This window comes from Chitinophaga ginsengisegetis, from assembly GCF_900168065.1.
Taxonomy (GTDB): domain Bacteria; phylum Bacteroidota; class Bacteroidia; order Chitinophagales; family Chitinophagaceae; genus Chitinophaga; species Chitinophaga ginsengisegetis.
Genome location: NZ_FUZZ01000003.1, coordinates 155382 through 172860, shown reverse-complemented (window position 1 = coordinate 172860; position 17479 = coordinate 155382). Strand labels below are relative to the sequence as shown.

The 17479-nt window shown below is 47.5% G+C and carries 15 protein-coding genes; 3 read left to right on the top strand and 12 right to left on the bottom strand.

Annotation, left to right across the window (positions count from 1 at the left end):
* The first annotated feature begins 2 nt into the window (after positions 1 to 2).
* The 3 genes from B5Z18_RS19290 (at position 3) to B5Z18_RS19280 (ending at position 6304) form a co-directional block, all read left to right on the top strand.
* A complete protein-coding gene (locus tag B5Z18_RS19290; protein WP_079471131.1) occupies positions 3 to 3215 on the top strand; it encodes a SusC/RagA family TonB-linked outer membrane protein in 3213 nt (1070 codons plus the stop codon).
* Between the two features lie 26 nt (positions 3216 to 3241).
* Positions 3242 to 4828, top strand: a complete 1587-nt coding sequence (locus tag B5Z18_RS19285; RefSeq protein WP_079471130.1) for a SusD/RagB family nutrient-binding outer membrane lipoprotein — start codon at positions 3242 to 3244, stop codon at positions 4826 to 4828.
* Between the two features lie 150 nt (positions 4829 to 4978).
* Complete coding sequence (locus B5Z18_RS19280; RefSeq protein WP_079471129.1) at positions 4979 to 6304, top strand: DUF5690 family protein; 1326 nt, start codon at positions 4979 to 4981, stop codon at positions 6302 to 6304.
* Positions 6305 to 6384: 80 nt separating this feature from the next.
* On the opposite strand, the gene tatA is transcribed toward B5Z18_RS19280, so the two are convergent.
* The 12 genes from tatA to B5Z18_RS19220 form a co-directional block, all read right to left on the bottom strand.
* A complete protein-coding gene (tatA, locus tag B5Z18_RS19275) occupies positions 6385 to 6606 on the bottom strand; it encodes a twin-arginine translocase TatA/TatE family subunit (RefSeq protein WP_079471128.1) in 222 nt (73 codons plus the stop codon).
* Between the two features lie 129 nt (positions 6607 to 6735).
* Positions 6736 to 7293 (bottom strand): alpha-ribazole phosphatase, encoded by a 558-nt coding sequence (cobC, locus tag B5Z18_RS19270; protein ID WP_159454361.1) that lies wholly within the window; start codon positions 7291 to 7293, stop codon positions 6736 to 6738.
* Positions 7278 to 8054, bottom strand: coding sequence for an adenosylcobinamide-GDP ribazoletransferase (gene cobS, locus B5Z18_RS19265; RefSeq protein WP_079471126.1), 777 nt, complete (start codon positions 8052 to 8054; stop codon positions 7278 to 7280). Before cobS ends, cobC begins: the two co-directional genes overlap by 16 nt.
* Entirely contained in the window at positions 8051 to 9097 is a 1047-nt protein-coding gene (cobT, locus tag B5Z18_RS19260; RefSeq protein WP_235015968.1) for a nicotinate-nucleotide--dimethylbenzimidazole phosphoribosyltransferase, read from the bottom strand. Before cobT ends, cobS begins: the two co-directional genes overlap by 4 nt.
* 11 nt (positions 9098 to 9108) lie before the next feature.
* Entirely contained in the window at positions 9109 to 9621 is a 513-nt protein-coding gene (locus B5Z18_RS19255; RefSeq protein ID WP_079471125.1) for a bifunctional adenosylcobinamide kinase/adenosylcobinamide-phosphate guanylyltransferase, read from the bottom strand.
* A gap of 61 nt (positions 9622 to 9682) precedes the next feature.
* Positions 9683 to 11011, bottom strand: coding sequence for a DUF5074 domain-containing protein (locus tag B5Z18_RS19250; RefSeq protein ID WP_079471124.1), 1329 nt, complete (start codon positions 11009 to 11011; stop codon positions 9683 to 9685).
* 193 nt (positions 11012 to 11204) lie between these two features.
* Positions 11205 to 11798: a DUF6580 family putative transport protein gene (locus B5Z18_RS19245; protein WP_079471123.1), complete on the bottom strand. Its 594-nt coding sequence runs from the start codon at positions 11796 to 11798 to the stop codon at positions 11205 to 11207.
* A gap of 17 nt (positions 11799 to 11815) precedes the next feature.
* Entirely contained in the window at positions 11816 to 13762 is a 1947-nt protein-coding gene (locus B5Z18_RS19240) for a TonB-dependent receptor plug domain-containing protein (RefSeq protein WP_143313646.1), read from the bottom strand.
* Between the two features lie 110 nt (positions 13763 to 13872).
* Positions 13873 to 14523, bottom strand: coding sequence for a tetratricopeptide repeat protein (locus B5Z18_RS19235; RefSeq protein WP_079471121.1), 651 nt, complete (start codon positions 14521 to 14523; stop codon positions 13873 to 13875).
* Between the two features lie 67 nt (positions 14524 to 14590).
* Entirely contained in the window at positions 14591 to 15463 is an 873-nt protein-coding gene (locus B5Z18_RS19230; protein ID WP_079471120.1) for an EamA family transporter, read from the bottom strand.
* 66 nt (positions 15464 to 15529) lie between these two features.
* Positions 15530 to 16750 carry an MFS transporter gene (locus tag B5Z18_RS19225; RefSeq protein ID WP_079471119.1) on the bottom strand — a complete coding sequence of 407 codons (1221 nt, stop codon included), beginning with the start codon at positions 16748 to 16750 and terminating at the stop codon, positions 15530 to 15532.
* A 48-nt stretch (positions 16751 to 16798) separates the two neighbouring features.
* Positions 16799 to 17473 carry a FadR/GntR family transcriptional regulator gene (locus tag B5Z18_RS19220; RefSeq protein ID WP_235015967.1) on the bottom strand — a complete coding sequence of 225 codons (675 nt, stop codon included), beginning with the start codon at positions 17471 to 17473 and terminating at the stop codon, positions 16799 to 16801.
* Positions 17474 to 17479 lie beyond the last annotated feature (6 nt).

Here is a 17479-nt window from a genome sequence, read left to right as displayed (position 1 = left end):
ACATGCAATCAAATCTACATCGGGCGCTCAAAAGGCAGCTATGCGCCATGTTATTGCTGCTATTCATCACCCTATCTGTACATGCCCAGCAGGCAATTACGGGAAAGGTTATCGCAGGCGACGACCGCCAGCCGGTAATCGGAGCCACCGTTAAAGTAAAAGGCGCCAATCGCGGCGCTGTTACCGATGCCACCGGTAGCTTTGTTATCTCTGCAGCCAGTACCGACATCCTCCAGGTTAGTTTTATTGGCTTCCTGCCCGAACAATACGCATTGAAAGGTGCTTCGGACGTAACCATTATCCTCCAGCCGGATAAAAAAGCCCTCGACGAAGTAGTAGTAACGGCATTGGGTATACGAAAAGAAGTAAAAAGAGTAGGTTATTCTGTACAGGAAGTAAAAGGAGCGGATCTGATCAAAGCCCGGGAACCCAACCCGGTGAATGGTTTGGCAGGTAAAGTGGCCGGCCTCACGGTAGGCGCTTCTGCAGAACTGCTGTCGGCCCCGCTGGTATTGCTCCGCGGTAATAATATAGGTTTGTATGTAGTAGATGGCGTGCCCATTAATTCTGATACCTGGAATATTTCTCCCGATGATATTGAAAGCTATACCGTACTGAAAGGGGTAACTGCTTCCGCGTTATATGGCTCCCGTGGCCTCAATGGCGCCATCATGATCACCACCAAAAAAGGAACAAAAGATAAGCGCGGCCTTTCTATTGATTTTAACTCCAGTACCATGTTCGAAAAAGGATTCAATGCCATCCCAAAAGTACAGGATGAATACGGTCCCGGCGATCATGGTAAATATGCTTTTGTAGATGGTAAAGGTGGTGGAACCAACGACGGCGACTATGATGTATGGGGCCCTAAATTCGAAGGTCAGCTCATCCCTCAGTACGATAGCCCGGTAGATCCGGCAACAGGTAAACGTACCGGTACCCCCTGGATCGCCCGCGGTAAAAACAACCTGCAACGCTTCCTCCAAACAGGTATGCTCAGCACCAATAATATCGCGGTATCTTCCCACACAGAAAAAGCCGATCTGCGCTTCTCCCTGTCGCATTCCTACCAGAAAGGAATTGTACCGAATACATCGCTGAACATTACCAATTTCAATATCTCCGCAGGTTATAACTTCAACTCCCGGCTACGACTGGATGCCTACATGAACTATAACCGCCAGTACTCCAACAATTTCCCGGATGTAACCTACGGCCCCAACAGTATTATTTATAACACCCTGATATGGGCGGGCGCCGACTGGAGCATGGATGACATGCGCAGCTACTGGCAGCCGGGCAAAGAAGGTATCCAATCTATTTACGCGGAATACCAACGCTATCATAACCCCTGGTTCATGACCTACGAATGGTTACGCGGACACTATAAAACAGATGTAAACGGCTATGCAAAACTGAACTACAAGTTCAGCGATAAACTGGAACTGCTGGCCCGCACACAGATCACTACCTACGATCTGATGAGGAACGAAAAAGTGCCCTTCTCTGCACATCCCTATGGCCGTGAAGAAGGGAAAGGCGACTACCGGGAAGACAAACGCAGCATGTTTGAAAATAACACGGATGTACTGTTGTCTTATACCAATACTTTCCCCAATAAGATCGGCATCCACGCTTCTGTAGGCGGTAATGCACGCTCTTACCGGTATAACTCCAGCTACGTATCCACCGGTTACCTGAATGCACCAGGATGGTACGGATTTGCCAACAGCCGCGATCCATTATTTGCCACCAACTACTACGCACCTATGCTGGTGTTGAGCGCTTATGGTTATATAGATATCGACCTGGGTAAATATGCCACCATCTCCTTAACAGACCGTCTCGATAAGTCATCTAACCTGCCGACACAGAATAATGTGTATTCTTACCCATCTGTTGCCGTTAGTACCGTGTTGTCAGATTATATACAACTGCCGGAAGTGGTTTCCTTCCTGAAGCTGCGCGGCTCCTATGCTAACGTAAAGGGAGGTTTTACACAGGCTACTATCGGCGCTACGCCGCTGGCTACTTACCCGCTGGGATATGGCTCTGAGTACCAGTCGTCTTATGATGGTCCTATTTACAACACTTCTTTCTATAATGTTGCCCCGGTTTATCAGAACCAGGCAGGCGCCTATATCTCACAAACTATTGCCAATCCTGACCTGAAGCCATTCGCCAGCAAGGTGGTGGAAACAGGCGTGGATATCCGTTTCCTGAAAAATCGTATAGGCATTGACGGTACTTATTTTACCAGTCAGAATGGCCCGCAGATCTATGATGTAATTATTCCAAGTTCTACCGGTTATGCAAAGAACCGGATCAACGGCGTAAACACCCGTAAAACAGGTTATGAAGTAACCCTGAATGGCAGTCCTCTCAGGAATCCAAATGGTCTTAACTGGAACGTCACCGCTAACTGGTCAACCTTCCAGGAAAAATATACAAAGATCTACGACGGGGAAGATAAGCTGAATGCCTTTGTAGGCGTGGGTGACCGCGTAGATAAGATTTACGGTACCAAGTTCGTAAGAGCTGCCGACGGACAAATCATTAACGGTACAGATGGCCGCCCGGTAGTGAATCCAACACAACAGTTTCTCGGTAACGCGAGTGCCGACTGGGTTTGGGGTATCAACAATAGCTTCAGCTATAAAGGCGTCAGCCTCAGTTTCCAGTTCGACGGCCGTGTAGGTGGCAACATGATCGATTATATCCAGCAGCAAACTTTCCGTGGCGGACGTAATATCCTTACTACAGAAGGCGCGATGGGCGAGGCCCGCTACCAGGATTATAAAGGTGTGAAATCTTACCTGGGCCAGGGCGTGGTGGTGAATAACAACGTACCTATCCAGTATGATAACAACGGTAATATTACCAACTACGATAAACTGCAGTATGGAGCCAATACCACTAAAACATTCCTGCAGGATTATATCAGCGTGTATTACAGAACCAACGAAGCAAACCTGATCAGCAAAACATTTGCAAAGCTGCGTGAGGTAACTATCGGTTATGCGCTGCCGCAGACCATACTGAGAGGCTCTTTTATCAGATCAGCCAATATATCTTTTGTAGGCAGGAACCTGCTCTATTTTGCAAAAAATAAAGATGTGGATCTCGATCAGTATCCGGGTGCAGACCAGGGCTCTTCTACCCTGCAAACGCCTACCACGAAGAGATATGGCTTTAATATCAACCTCAGCTTCTGATCTGTCACTTTAAAACAATGTATTGTATGAAATCTTTCAAAATATTAACCTTCATTGCTTTAACAGGTGCTGTACTCAGTAGCTGTAATAAGAAGTATGATGACTATGCCATCAACACCAACAAGCCTTCACAAACTCCTCCCAGCCTGGTGTTGGGCGGTGTGCTGGCGGATATGAATAAGGATAAACCCTGGAGCAATGTGATGCGCTGGAACCAGTTCGACTGCTGTAACTATAACTACTATGGTGATCAGCGTTACGACTGGGGCGGTGGAGATCTTGACAGTTATTACAGCATGACCAACGTGCAGAAAATGGAAGCGGAAGCCACCCGTTTAGGCGGACAGGCAGTGAATCCGTATTCGGCATTAGGCAAGTTTTTCCGGGCCTGGTTCTTTTATCGTATGACCAACCTGGTAGGAGATTTACCAATGAAAGATGCATTACAGGGGAAAGACAATCTGACGCCTGCATATGATGAACAGAAGAAAATTTTTGTTCAGATCCTGCAATGGCTGGATGAAGCCAACACACAGCTGGGGCAGCAGATTGCCAATCCGGATAAAAGTAATACCGCAGAAGGGCAGCTGTTAAAAGGGGACTTCTATTATGGAAATGACCTCGGCAAATGGCAGCGTGCTGTAAATACTTTCCGTTTACGTGTGCTCATTACTTTAAGTAAAAAAACAGCGGATGCCGATCTGAAAGTAGCACAGCAGTTTAAAGATATTGTTAGCAATCCTGCTAAATATCCACTGATGGAATCATCTGATCAGAACCTGCAGTTTATCTACAACAACATCAATAAATATCCGTCCAATCCGGATAACCTGGGCTTTGATGCTACGCGGTATAATATGTCTGCCACTTACCTCAATACCCTGGTAGCGTTTAATGATCCGCGTGCATACGTAACTGCGGAACCGGCCACCGAACAGGTGAATAAGATGGGTAAGTCACCGGCAGATATCACTGCTTATGTGGGCGCCGCTTCTGGTGAAAGCCTGGATAATATGTCTTCAAAAATGTCTGACGTAAACAATGCTGTATATTCTGTTCGGAGCCGCAGCCGCTACTACAGCAGTTATGCAGCTGAGCCTGGTGTATTGCTTGGGTTCCCGGAGCTGTGCTTTAACCTGGCAGAAGCGGCTAACCGCGGCTGGATTACTGCAGATGCGGAAGCCTGGTATAAAAAAGGAATCAAAGCATCTCTCGTTTTTTATGGTATCCCGGCTGAAGCTGCGGGCGTCATCACTAAAACGTATAATGGTCAACGTTATGATGTGCCTTTCGACTTTGAAAACGTTTATTATAAGCAGGCGAACGTACAGTATAAAGGCAACAATGCACAGGGGCTTGCACAGATCCTCACACAGAAGTACCTGGCCTTTTTTGAAAACTCCGGCTGGGAGGCTTATATCAACTGGAGAAGAACCGGTGTACCTACTTTCAGTGTAGGCTCAGGTACAGGTAACAGTGGTATTATTCCTAAACGTTTCAAATATCCGGATTCCGATCGCTCTTCCAATACTATCAACTGGACGGCTTCATTGAAGAGCCAGTTTGGCGGTACTACAGATGATATCAACGCGGATATGTGGCTGCTGAAGTAAACTGAAATCCCTTTTTTATAGTTAACGGCCCTCCGGAAGAGGGCCGTTGTTTGTTTACATATGTTTAACTATACTTAACATTAAGTTCAGCATTTGTTAACATTGTGTTTACATAAGACCCGCACCTTTGTCCCAAACCATTTGTTTACGATGTTGAATATCACCTGGATACAGAAGCGGTTGCAGCATGCACATCATGTTACATTTTCATTGTATGCCGCCCTGGTGGCCTTTGGTACTTATTCCTGCATGTATGCTTTTCGTAAACCCTTTACAGCGGGTATCTTTGAGGGTGTTACTTTCCTGGGGATTGATTATAAGATCTGGCTGGTAATTACGCAAACAATTGGTTATGCATGCAGTAAATTTTACGGCATCCGCTTCATCGCGGAAATGAAAGGGAATAAACGGGCGCAGAGCATTATGGTGCTGATAGGAATTGCATGGCTGGCCCTGTTGGGTTTTGCAGTGGTGCCGGCGCCGTATAACATCGTGTTCCTATTTCTTAACGGGTTTCCGCTGGGCATGATCTGGGGACTGGTGTTCAGTTACCTGGAAGGCAGGCGCAGTACGGAATTCATGGGAGCGGTGTTGTCGGTCAGCTTTATTTTTTCCTCCGGATTTGTGAAGTCGGTGGGAAAAATGACAGTGGTGAACTGGCACGTCACAGAATACTGGATGCCTTTTATCACAGGGCTTGTATTTATAGTGCCTATCATGATATGCATATTGTTGCTGGAACAGATACCGCCTCCCACAGCGGCAGATGAGCAATTGAGAACACGCCGTGCGCCTATGAATAAACCGGAAAGAAAAGCTTTTCTCCATACTTTCTTACCAGGGTTGGTGTTGTTGATTGCCAGCTATGTGTTGCTCACGGTGTTAAGGGATATGCGTGATAATTTCGCGGCAGATATCTGGAAAGATCTCGGTTATGGTACCCAGGCCGGCATCTTCACCCAAACAGAAATTCCTGTGTCTTTGGCGATCATTGTGATTATGGGATTACTGGTATTTGTGAAGAATAATTTCCATGCCTTTATGCTGAATCACTTTATTGTGATCACAGGTTTCCTGGTAGCATTGATCAGCACATTACTATACAAGCAGCACCGGCTGGACCCGGTATGGTGGATGACTTTAACCGGATTGGGATTGTATATGGGATACATTCCGTTTAACTGTATTTTCTTTGAACGTTTGATCGCGGTGTTTAAATACGTAAGCAATGTAGGGTTTGTAATTTATGTGGCAGATTCTTTTGGCTACCTGGGAAGTGTGTTGGTGATGTTGTTTAAAAACTTCAGTGGTATGGCTTTGTCGTGGAGCCAGTTTTTTATGGATGCAGTACTGGGTGTATCTGTTACCGGCATCGTGATGATGATAGCATCCGCCTGGTATTTTAAAAAAAGATATGAATCAGTGAACAATAAAAGTGCTTCAAACCTCGAAGGAGAAGTACAGATCGCGGCCTGACTACCGACCGCTAAAGCATAAAAAAAGGCAAATCGTGCATGCTGAATGCGCAATTTGCCTTTTGTTTTTATAACAGGAATTTAGTTCGCTTTGGCGTCTGGCGCGTCAGCTTTAGTTCCTTTCTTTGATGGTTCATCTTTGGCATCTTTAAATTCACGTATGCCGCTACCCAAACCACGCATCAGCTCAGGTATCTTCTTACCACCAAACAATAACAATACTACCAATGCTATCAGCAGTAATTCTTTGATACCTATTTCCTGCAAAAACAAAAGCGGGATGTTCAGAAAAGATGTTGTCATTATAACAGATTTTATTATGTGCTTTTATATATGGTATATGTAAACATAAAGTTAGCACGAATTACCAGTTTTTTTGTTTTTTAGGGAGATATTTAAAAATATTAATATAATTGATTTAAAGACAATTATTTACAGATTAGAAAATATCACTTTTACTTCCCCGTTTTCCACTTGTAAATGCGAAATATGACCATAATCCACCGAAATGTCGAACGCATCCACGAGCGGGGTATCAGTCACATGCGCCACAATACAGCGAATCACCCCGCCGTGCGTAACCAGCACTGTATCCTTTCCCGAGGCGGTTATTTCTTCCAAAACCTCGATACTCCGGTTATACAATTCTTCGTAGCTTTCTCCGCCCGGAATGTGCTCAAATACCACGTTATCCGCCCATTTGCTTAAAGCATTTTTGCTGATGTTATCCCAGGGCAGCATTTCCCAGTTGCCAAAATTCATTTCCTTTAACCGGTCGTCTTTGATATAATTATTGCCAAATAAGGCGGCAGCAAGCTTCTCACAGCGCTGTAAAGGGCTGGTGTATACCTCCAGAGGGCCGGAGGGCAGGAGCGGCTTTATACGGGCTGCTTCGGTATCAAAACTGCCTGCCACATCCACATCGGAAGCACCGTAACAAATACCACTTTCTATTGCCGGCGTGGTATGCCGGATCAGATATATTTCCATGTGAGAATACAAAAGCATAAATAAATAACAGTTTCCGATACCTGCTGTACGGCGCCCAGGCAATCGCCGGTATAGCCGCCTATCCACTTCTGCATGAGCCGTACCATGTACCAGCGGGCCAGTATCAGAGTAGGGATGGTGAGCAGCAGGGTATAGTTTTGCAGGTAAATCATCGCTGCAATAAAAGGAATAAAGCCCCAGATGGCGGCTATTCCCAGGTCAGGCAAAGAAATGCCCTGGGCGATAGGCTTCGCTTTGCTGTCTTCGTTTTCACGGGCATATTTATGGGTATACACCACTGTTACCGCTACAAAACGGCTCAATGGCTGCGCACTGGCAATAGCCAGCATAACTTTATACAGCGGCAGTTCCCGCAGCGACAGGTACTTGAGCGTCATGATCAGCAGCAGTCCCAGCATCCCGTAAGTGCCAATGCGGCTGTCTTTCATGATCTCCATGATTTTCTCTTTGGTCCATCCGCCGCCGAAACCATCACACATGTCTGCAAATCCGTCTTCATGAAAAGCGCCGGTTACCCATACGCCCACAATGATGGCCAGCAGGATGCTCACCATCGGCGGGGCAATGCCGCCCAGTACGTATAACACGCCTATCATAATCGTGCCGGTTATCCATCCTATCAGTGGAAGATAGCGGGTAGCTTTACTGAGCATCTCCGGAGAATAGGGGGTATTAACGGGAACGTGTATACGCGTATAGAACATGATAGCGGTTAGCAGTAACTGCCACTGTTTTTTCATATCGTACGGTTTGATACCTGTGCACTGTTAAAACTGGCCATTTCTTCCAGGAAGGCTACTGCGCTCCGGATCAGCGGAATTGCCAGTGCGGCGCCGGTACCTTCTCCCAAACGCATATCCATTTGTAGCAAAGGCGCTACTTCAAGATATTGCAGCATGGCTTTATGTCCTTTTTCTTCAGAGCAATGCGCGAAGATGCAATAGTCTTTCACCGCGGGTTGCATTTTCACGGCAGCCAGCAAAGCGGCAGTTACAATAAAGCCATCTATCACTACCAGCATCTTTAAAGCGGCGGCCTGTTGGATGGCGCCACAGATCATGGCAATTTCAAAACCGCCAAATGTAGCGAGGGCCTGTTCCGGCGATGGAGGCGATGCATGTTTGGCCATTACCTGTTGCAGAATGGCTCTTTTTTGGGCCAGTTGCTGCGCATTGCTGCCAGTGCCCGCACCGGTGCATTCGGCCACCGGTATGCCCGTAAAATGGCTCATCAGCAACGACGCCGCGGAGGTATTGCCAATACCCATTTCTCCAAAGCCAATCACATTGCAATCTTTTTCGTGGAGCAGCTTTACTTCGGCGGCGCCCGCCTGCATAGCCAGTTTACACTGGTCCAGCGACATGGCCGGCATATGCAGAAAGTTTTGTGTGCCCATGCCCATTTTGCGGTCTTTCAGTTGCGGATGCGGCGCAAACTCATGGTTTACCCCGGCATCTACCACTGTCAGATCCAGCTGATGCTGCCGGCAGAACACATTGATAGCAGCGCCGCCATTCAGGAAGTTATATACCATCTGCGCGGTAACGGCTTGTGGAAAAGGATTTACCTGCCCATCCGCCGCAATGCCGTGATCACCTGCAAATACAATGATAGCGGGATTCTTCACGGAAGGCGTCAGTGTATTTTGTACCATGCCGGCCTGCAAGGCAAGTCCTTCCAGTTTTCCCAGCGATCCGGGAGGCTTGGTCTTCTGATCTATCTTATCCTGTAAGGCAGTTCTCAGCCCGGGTGATACGGGTGTTATCCGGATATCATTCATCATGAGGGATTTTTTTACGCGTCATTTTTAATTACAACCGGAATGCCAGACACCATTAGCGTAACGGTACCGGCTATACGTGCAGTGTACTGGTTCACCCAGCCTTGTAAGTCTGTAAACTTGCGACCTGCCTCTGTTTCGGCATGCACGCCCATTCCAATTTCGTTGGTTACAATAATAAAAGTACCTGCTTTCTGGTGAAGCGCGTGTATTTCTGCCTGGATGGCCTGGAGGGTATTATCGGTATGATAATCATGTGCGGTAAAGAAATTGGTAAGCCACAGGGTAATGCAGTCGATCACTACAGTATGCCCGTCCAGCGGGAGGCGGCTTACATACAGTTCTTCTTCATAATTCACCCACACCGGTCCTCTTTCTTCTTTGTGCCGTTGTATGCGCTGTGCAAAATCGTCGTCCCATACTTTGGCGGTAGCCACGTATACCGGGTGAGCGCTTTGTGATAAGGCCAGCTCCTGTGCGTACCTGCTTTTACCCGAACGGGCGCCGCCTGTAATTAAATGAAGCATAGAAAAGCGTTTAGCCTTTTCCGGTAGTTGGCGTTTTGTAAACGCCAACTACCGGAAGTTATTAGTTAAATAACGGCATTGCCGGGAAGAAGAAGCCCATGAAGTTCACACTTTTCTTCAGGCTACCGCTGCTGGCATCATAGATGTACAGCGTGTTATCTTTATAATTATCGCCATAACCGGATTTTACATCTGTTACTACGATGGTATTGTTACCCGGATTGTATCTTACTCCTGCACCGTACATTTCACGGCCGGCCGGAATGGTTACAAATGGTGCATTCAGGGAATTGGGATTACCTACTGCATATTTGTATACTTCCCTGCCACCAGCGCCCCATGCGTTGGTTTTACCAATGAATACGGCATTTTCAATAGTGGATGCACTCAGCATACCGGCATTCCATGCGCCCCATGCGCCATATACCGGGAATGGAACTGTAACGGTATCCATTTTCAGGTTGTTGGCATTAATGGCAAACAACATGTTATTGCGGGCGGCCCAAACTGTGCCGTCGGGAGTGCGTGTAAAGCCTACATCTGCAGGGCCCAGTATTTTTGCCACGCTTAAATCGGTATTGTTCAACGCTACCATGCCCTGGGTTTCGGACATTACGATGATGTAGCCTTCTGCTGCTACCATACCACCAACCTGTCCGGTTACGCCGGCCAGTTTAGTGCCCAGCGCCAGTGTTTGCAGGTTAACCGGATACACACCATCCGCAGTACCTATCAAACCGGTGCTGCTGTTTACGCCGCAAAAAGAGTTGGCAAAAGCCGGCAGCTGATCAATACGGCCGGTTTCTTTCATGGTGCCGGGATCTGCTACTACAAAGGCGCCCTGTTTGGATACTAGGTATAATTTGTTCTTGTAAATGGCGCCATAGTCGGTAGTTTGACCGAGTTGTTTGCCAGGATTATTACGTTTAAATACGTACTGGTAAACGGAATCTTCCCCATTGCGGTAAAAATTCACGTCGCCGTTTTCCTTGCCATACTGACCTTCATTCACCAGGAAAAATCCATTTTCAAATTTGCCCAGTACTTTGATGCGGTAATAGTAGGTAGCGAGTGCGTTACCGGAAATTATTTTATAAGAGATGGTATAATCTCCTCTTTCTGCTGCGGTGAAAGTATAGGTAGAATCGGTACTTACCTGCACGCCATTTACCAGCCAGAGAAAGGTAGGATTTTTCACCTCTGCCAGTTGCGGGCTTAACACCCGGCTGTCGCCGATATAGATGGTATCTTTACCGTCTTTTAAGCCCGGAGCTACAATCTGTGGTACAATTACTTCTGCCTCATTATCTTTAGAACAGGAGGCTAATCCTGCAATAGCGAATACTGCTACAATAAAGGAAACCTGAAATTTGCGTGAAATGCTGCGCATGTGTTGTGATTTATTTTCGTATGTCTTGTTTTCGTATGGGTATTACAGTTAAACTGTAGCCAGGGTGCTAATACAGAAATGCTATGCAGAAGAGAGAAATAGTGAATCCCCTATAATAATTTAGAGATTTAGAGTCAGACAAATGTGTTCATCTGTCTGAGCCCCAAATCTCTAAAAAACAAATGTAAAAATATTATTGGGCAAAACGCAGTCTGCGCTTTACCAGTTCAAAGCTGCCAAAGAAAATGCTGCTGTAAATGATGTTACCTACCAGCACATACCACATGTAAGGAATAGCCTGGATATAGCAACTTGCTAATCCTGCTGCATCTTTGGTATACGGTAAACCGGTGAGCATGTTGGTGGAACCGCTTACCCACACGCCGAAGTTGGATACCAGGAAGTGCAGGAGCGCTGCGCCCGCAGAACCCATCAGGATATTGGCCACACTTGCTTTCTTGATTAACAGCTGACCCAGTAATACGATCAGTACAAAGCTGGCGTAGTTCCACACCCAACCCCTGTACAGTAAACCTTCTGCATATTGTTTATGAAAAACCTGCATCAGGATAATGTCGCTAACGAACAGCGTCAATAAAGGAAAGGCGTATGATTTCCACTTCTGTGAAAAAGAAGCGCCGCCAAATAAAGCCATCGCGCCTACCGGCGTAAACATAGCGATTGGTTGCATCGTTGCATCTGATCCCAACACGATACGTATTACACCAGCTGCCAGTATAAACAGCAGCAGTACGCCAAACCGTGGATTAAGATTCTTTAAAGACATTATGTTGGTTTTAATGTTTACAAATTAAATACAATACCGGTATTAAAGTTGAACCGGCGTGAATTATAACCCGAAATATCAAAATACTGATAATCTGTAATATTTCTGAAACCGGCGAAAATTTTAAGCAAGTTACCAAATTTATATTCACCATATAAATCCACGGTATAATAATCCCCCATTGGCCGGGTTCCCTCAAACCGTTTATCTATGTATTTACAGGTGGCGGCCACATATAGCGCCTGGGTGGCCTGGTAGCCTAAAGTGGCATTCACCGCGTGTTTGGGCACCCGGTACAGGTTGTAGTAGGAAGAGTCCTTACCGTTCTGGTTCACCGTAACACGGCCATCTACATAGGTGTAATTGGCGGTTAGCTGCAGCGCCCTGGTAATTCTCCAGGTGGCTTCCACTTCAGCACCATAAGCCTTTTGTTTATTGGCATTGCGGTACTGGCTGAAAAAGGTGACAGGATCAAAGTAAAAGATCACCAGGTCGCGGGTATTGCGGGCAAAACCGGTTACGCGGAAGTCTATTTTGCCGTTAACCACATCCGCCTGGTAGCCGGCTTCATAGCTGGTAGTGGTTTCCGGCTTCAGATCCTGGTTACCGTAGCCTTTTGCATACAGCTGGTATAAGGTAGGAACGCTGTAGGCAGAAGAAATATTGATAAATACTTTATGATGTGGGTTGATCAGGTAAGATGGATTGATGGAGAAGGTTTGGTTATTACCATATCGGCTGTGGTGATTAAACCGGCCCCCCACTTCGAGATTAAAGCCTCCCATGTTGTGCAGCAGGAACGAGGCATATACGCTGATCTGGCTGGTATGCGAGCTATCCGGCGATAAGGTGGTGGTATCAATTCCGGGGCTGTAGGTACTTTGGAGAAAGTCCTTTTGGTCGGTGGCGGAGCGGTTAAAGGCAGCGCCTCCGATCAGCCTTATCCGGCTGCTCAGGTCCAGGTTCACATAGCTTTCCACCTGGTGGGTGTTGGCGGTAAACAGGGAGCTGTCGTACCGGGCGTAGGCGCCCACGCCCACATAGCCTGAATCATTTAAGATATCCCGTTTGGTATGCTGGTAGCTGTATAATACATGCCAGGAGCCGTTTTTAAACCGGTATTCGCTGGTGAGGCCATTGAGCAGGTATTTTGATTTGCCGTTGTAATCCGTTTCATCTTTATAGCCGCCTTCATCCAGGTCGTGGCGATAGTTGCTGTAGTTCAGCAGGTAGCCGAAATTCCAGCGTTTTCCTGCTGCCAGCCCCAGTTTGGCAAAAACGCTGTTTTGCCGGAAGCCGTCTTTATCAAATCCGGCCTTGTAGGTGGAGTCGTAGGCATCGGAGAAGCCCCTGGTTTTTTCATGTTTATAACTTACCAGGTAAGAGAAGCGGTTAACATTGCCGTGCACATTTACATTGCCCAGAAAATCGTGGTAGCTGCCATAGCTGGCAGTGGCGCCCACACCGAACTTCTTATCGCCGGTTTTACGGGTAATGATGTTGATCACGCCTGCTACGGCATTGGAGCCATAGAGGGTCGACTGGCTGCCCCGGAGTATTTCGATCCGTTCTACCTGGTCGGGTGAAATGAAGTTGAGATCAAAAGTATTATTGATCTGGGAAGCGTCGCTTACCGGCAGCCCGTCTACGAGGATCAGGGTGTTGCCGTTGGATGCTCCGCGCATGTATACGTTTGGTACAGTGCCCGGGTTGTTTTCGGCGCCGTTGATGATCAGGCCGGTTTGCTGGTTGAGGATGCCGGCGATGCTCCTGCCGCTGTTCCGCTGCAGGTATTCATGTGAAAGGATGGTGACAACCTTGCCGGTTTCCCCGGCCTTCTGGGGGCCTTTAACGGCGGTAACGGTAATTTCATTAAGCTGGCTGATACGGCTGGTATCCTGTGCGGTAGCAGCGGTGTACAGCACAACAGATAAAAGTAAGGACGTGTAAAGTTTAAATTGCATCCGCGAAATATTAGTTGAAGGTTTATCAAAATAAAAATGCAGCAGGGACAAAGGTTAGGTTACTTTATCTCCACTGCATTTTCAAAGGCAAATTGCCAGGGGCAATTTACTTATCCCGGCATCCGGGAAATATATTTATCCATTTCTTTGATCTGGCTTACGATCTGCGCAGTGGTAGGCTTTTGAGCTTTGGCCCTGCGGAAATATTCTTTGGCGGATTTGAAGTCGCGGCGGCTCATGGCAATAGAAGCCAGGGTTAACAGGGCTGCTGCCGTGTTTTCCTTGTCAGGCAAGCCTTTGCGCATCGCAATTTTCAGGTTCTGATCGGCTGTTTTCAGGTCGTTTTTCTGGTAGGCGATAGTGCCCAGCTGAAAATACTGCATCCCCTCATATTCCTTCATCGGACTGCCAGAGTTAATGCTTTGGCGGATGGTGGATTCAGCTTTATCAAGATCATTGGAATACATGGCCATGTTGCTTTGCATAAAATAATATACAGAGCGGATGGGTTTGTACAGCAGTTTCGGGAACTTCACCTGGTTCATCAGGGCGGTGGCCCTTTCAATGTCACCGGCTTCCACGGCTTCCTGTACCATTCTCATGGGACCAAACATCACGTGTGTTACCAAACAAACCAGTGCCAGCACCAGCACAATGGTGGCTTCCCACCAGCCAACAGTAAGGCCCAGCGCAATACCACCTGCCAGTAATACAATACCGATCGGGAGGCGATATAGAATAAAAAAATTAAATGCTTTCATGAAAAAACAGTTCGTAAATCACTAATAGAGGGTGCAAAGATAAATAAAAAAAACACCTCATGGGTTTTCATTTCCGGCGTTTCAGATTCGCCATAGCAATAGCGCTTAATATGATGGCTACGCCGAGGATTTGCAGGGAAGACACGGATTCATGAAGGAAAATGGTAGCCGCCAGCATAGCCACAGGCAGCTCGGCGGCGCTGAGGATGGCGCCCAGCGATACCCCCGTTTGGGGCATCCCCTTTGAAAAAAGGAAGGGCGGCAGCACCGTACCGAAAAGGGAGAGGGGAATACCCCAGATCCACAGGCTGGTACCGGTAAAACGGCCATTAAACAGGTACAGCGGGGGAAAGATCAGGGTAATGAGCACAAATGCGCCGGTAACAATCCAGGCGCTCTTCAGCACCGGCCCCAGTGATGCGGCCACCCGGCCGCTCACCACTATAAATACCGTGTAACAGAGAGCTGCCAGCAAACCAAAACCAATGCCTTTCCAGTTCAGCGTGGTTTCAGTGTGATTAAATACGCCTCCGGCCAGCAGGGTACCGCCAAGAATAAAAAACACCGCGAGCCATTGTACGGGGGAAGGCCGCTTTTTATAGATGATCCATTCTGCCAGCATACTCATCCAGGTAAACTGCATCAACAATATGATAGCGATACTGGCCGGGATATATTGTACACTCTGATAATAAGTGATGCTTACCAGGCCCGTGGAACTGCCCAGGATAAAGCAGGTGCGGGCATCTTTATTGTTTAAGCCCATTGTTTTTTTACCGGAAAATGCCTGGATGATCCATAACGCCAGCATCCCGAAACCCGCCTGCACACTGCATAATTCGCCTAATGTATATCCTTGCTGATAGCCCGATTTAACGATCGTTGATAATATCCCAAAGCTGCATGCGCCAAGAAGCACAAGCAGTATGCCTTTCCACATAAGAATTGTTTTAGTGCTGCGAATGTATGCGAATTTAGCGGAGGCCATCGCCTCCGCTAAATGTGGTTATTTCTTTTTTTCAAGGTTCGGTAACAAACCGGTAAGGAGCCCTATTAAAGGAAGATAAGCGCAAACCTGGTATACATAGGAGATACTGGTGGCATCCGCAAGACGGCCCAGCAGGGCGGAGCCTACGCCGGCCATACCAAAAGCAAGACCAAAAAATAATCCTGCAATCATACCTACTTTACCCGGCACCAGTTCCTGCGCATAAACAAGAATGGCAGAGAAAGCGGAAGAGAGTATAACGCCAATGAATACACTGAGTACAGCCGTCCAGAACAAGGTGGCATGTGGCAGCAGCAATGAAAACGGCGCCACGCCCAGGATGGAGATCCAGATCACATACTTACGCCCGATACGGTCGCCAACAGGCCCGCCGATAAAGGTGCCCGCCGCTACTGCAAACAGGAAGATAAACAGGTATACCTGCGACGCCTGCGTTGAAATATGGAAACGGTCCATCAGGTAAAAAGTATAGTAGCTGGTCATGCTGGCCATGTAAAAGTATTTGGAGAAGATCAGCACCAGCAGGATGCCCAGTGAAAAGATCACGGTGGAATTGGATAGTTTCGGCCTGTTCAGCTCCAGCGCCGCTTTTTTTGGTTTGATGCGGTGTGTGTTGGAAAGGTACCATTTGCTGATATTCAGCATAACCACAATCGCCAGCAATGCAGCTATAGAAAACCAGATCACATGAAACTGTCCGAAGGGAACAATCACCATCGCGGCCAGTAATGGACCCAGTGAGCTACCGGCGTTGCCGCCTACCTGGAACAGGGATTGCGCCATGCCATGTTTTCCGCCGGAGGCCATGTGTGCAAGCCGGGAGGCTTCGGGGTGAAACACCGCAGAACCAACGCCTACCAGGCCTACAGATATCAGTACCATCGGGAAGCTCTGCGACAATGATAAACATACCAGTCCAAGCAAGGAGAAGCTCATGCCAATAGCCAGTGAATAGGGCTGTGGCTTTTTATCGGTATACAGGCCCACCAGTGGCTGCAGCAGGGATGCGGACATCTGGAAGGTGAGCGTGATAAGCCCTACCTGTGTGAAATTTAGTTTCAGTGAATTTTTAAGTACCGGGTACATCGCGGGAATAAGCGATTGTAAGGTGTCGTTCAGGAAGTGGGTAAAACTCAACGCCAATAGGATAGACAGCACCGTTTGCTGTGCTGCCTGTTGTGCGGCGGCTTTGGGCTGTTCTGGTAATGTTGTTTCCATTTTTTCTTCTTTTAAGATCAGATCATCTGATGTTTTAGGGTAAAAAAATTATTTGCCGTGGTTACTGATTTTCGTTGCCCAAATCAGCGCCTTCTTTGGGTCTTTATCTATAATGCTTTGCAGCAGTGCATCGTGATAATGCTGCGTGTCAGTAAATGAATCCGTGTTGGCATAACGCAGGAGGAACGACTTTTTCAGATGCTCTGCCACTATTCTGTACAGGTCGCGCATTATTTCATTTTTGCCTGCTTCTGCTATGGCATTATGAAAGCAGATATCCGCCTGGATACAAAGTTCCAGCTGGTTACCGGATGCATATTCAAAACGCTTTTTCAGGAAGCTTTTCATCTTTTCAATATCCTTGTTATTGCGGTGCATGGCGGCTTTCTCCGCAATTTTTACTTCCAGCAGGAAGCGCACTTCATTCAGGTCTTTGAAATCGGCCCGCTGCAACCGCTGCGACAGCGCTTCCCCGGTGCCCGATTGCGATAACACAAAGGTGCCGAGCCCCTGTTGTACCCGCACCAGTCCCCGGTGAGCCAGTATTTTCACCGCTTCCCGGATGCTGGAACGCCCTACGGAAAACTGCAGCATCAGCTCCGGTTCTGTAGGCAACTGCTGGCCTACTGCATATTTGCCGGACGTAATCAGTTCCTGCAGGCGGTCTGCCACCTCTTCAGCCAGGCTGAGTCGTTTTAAAGGAGAATTATTTGTAGTCATCATATCATC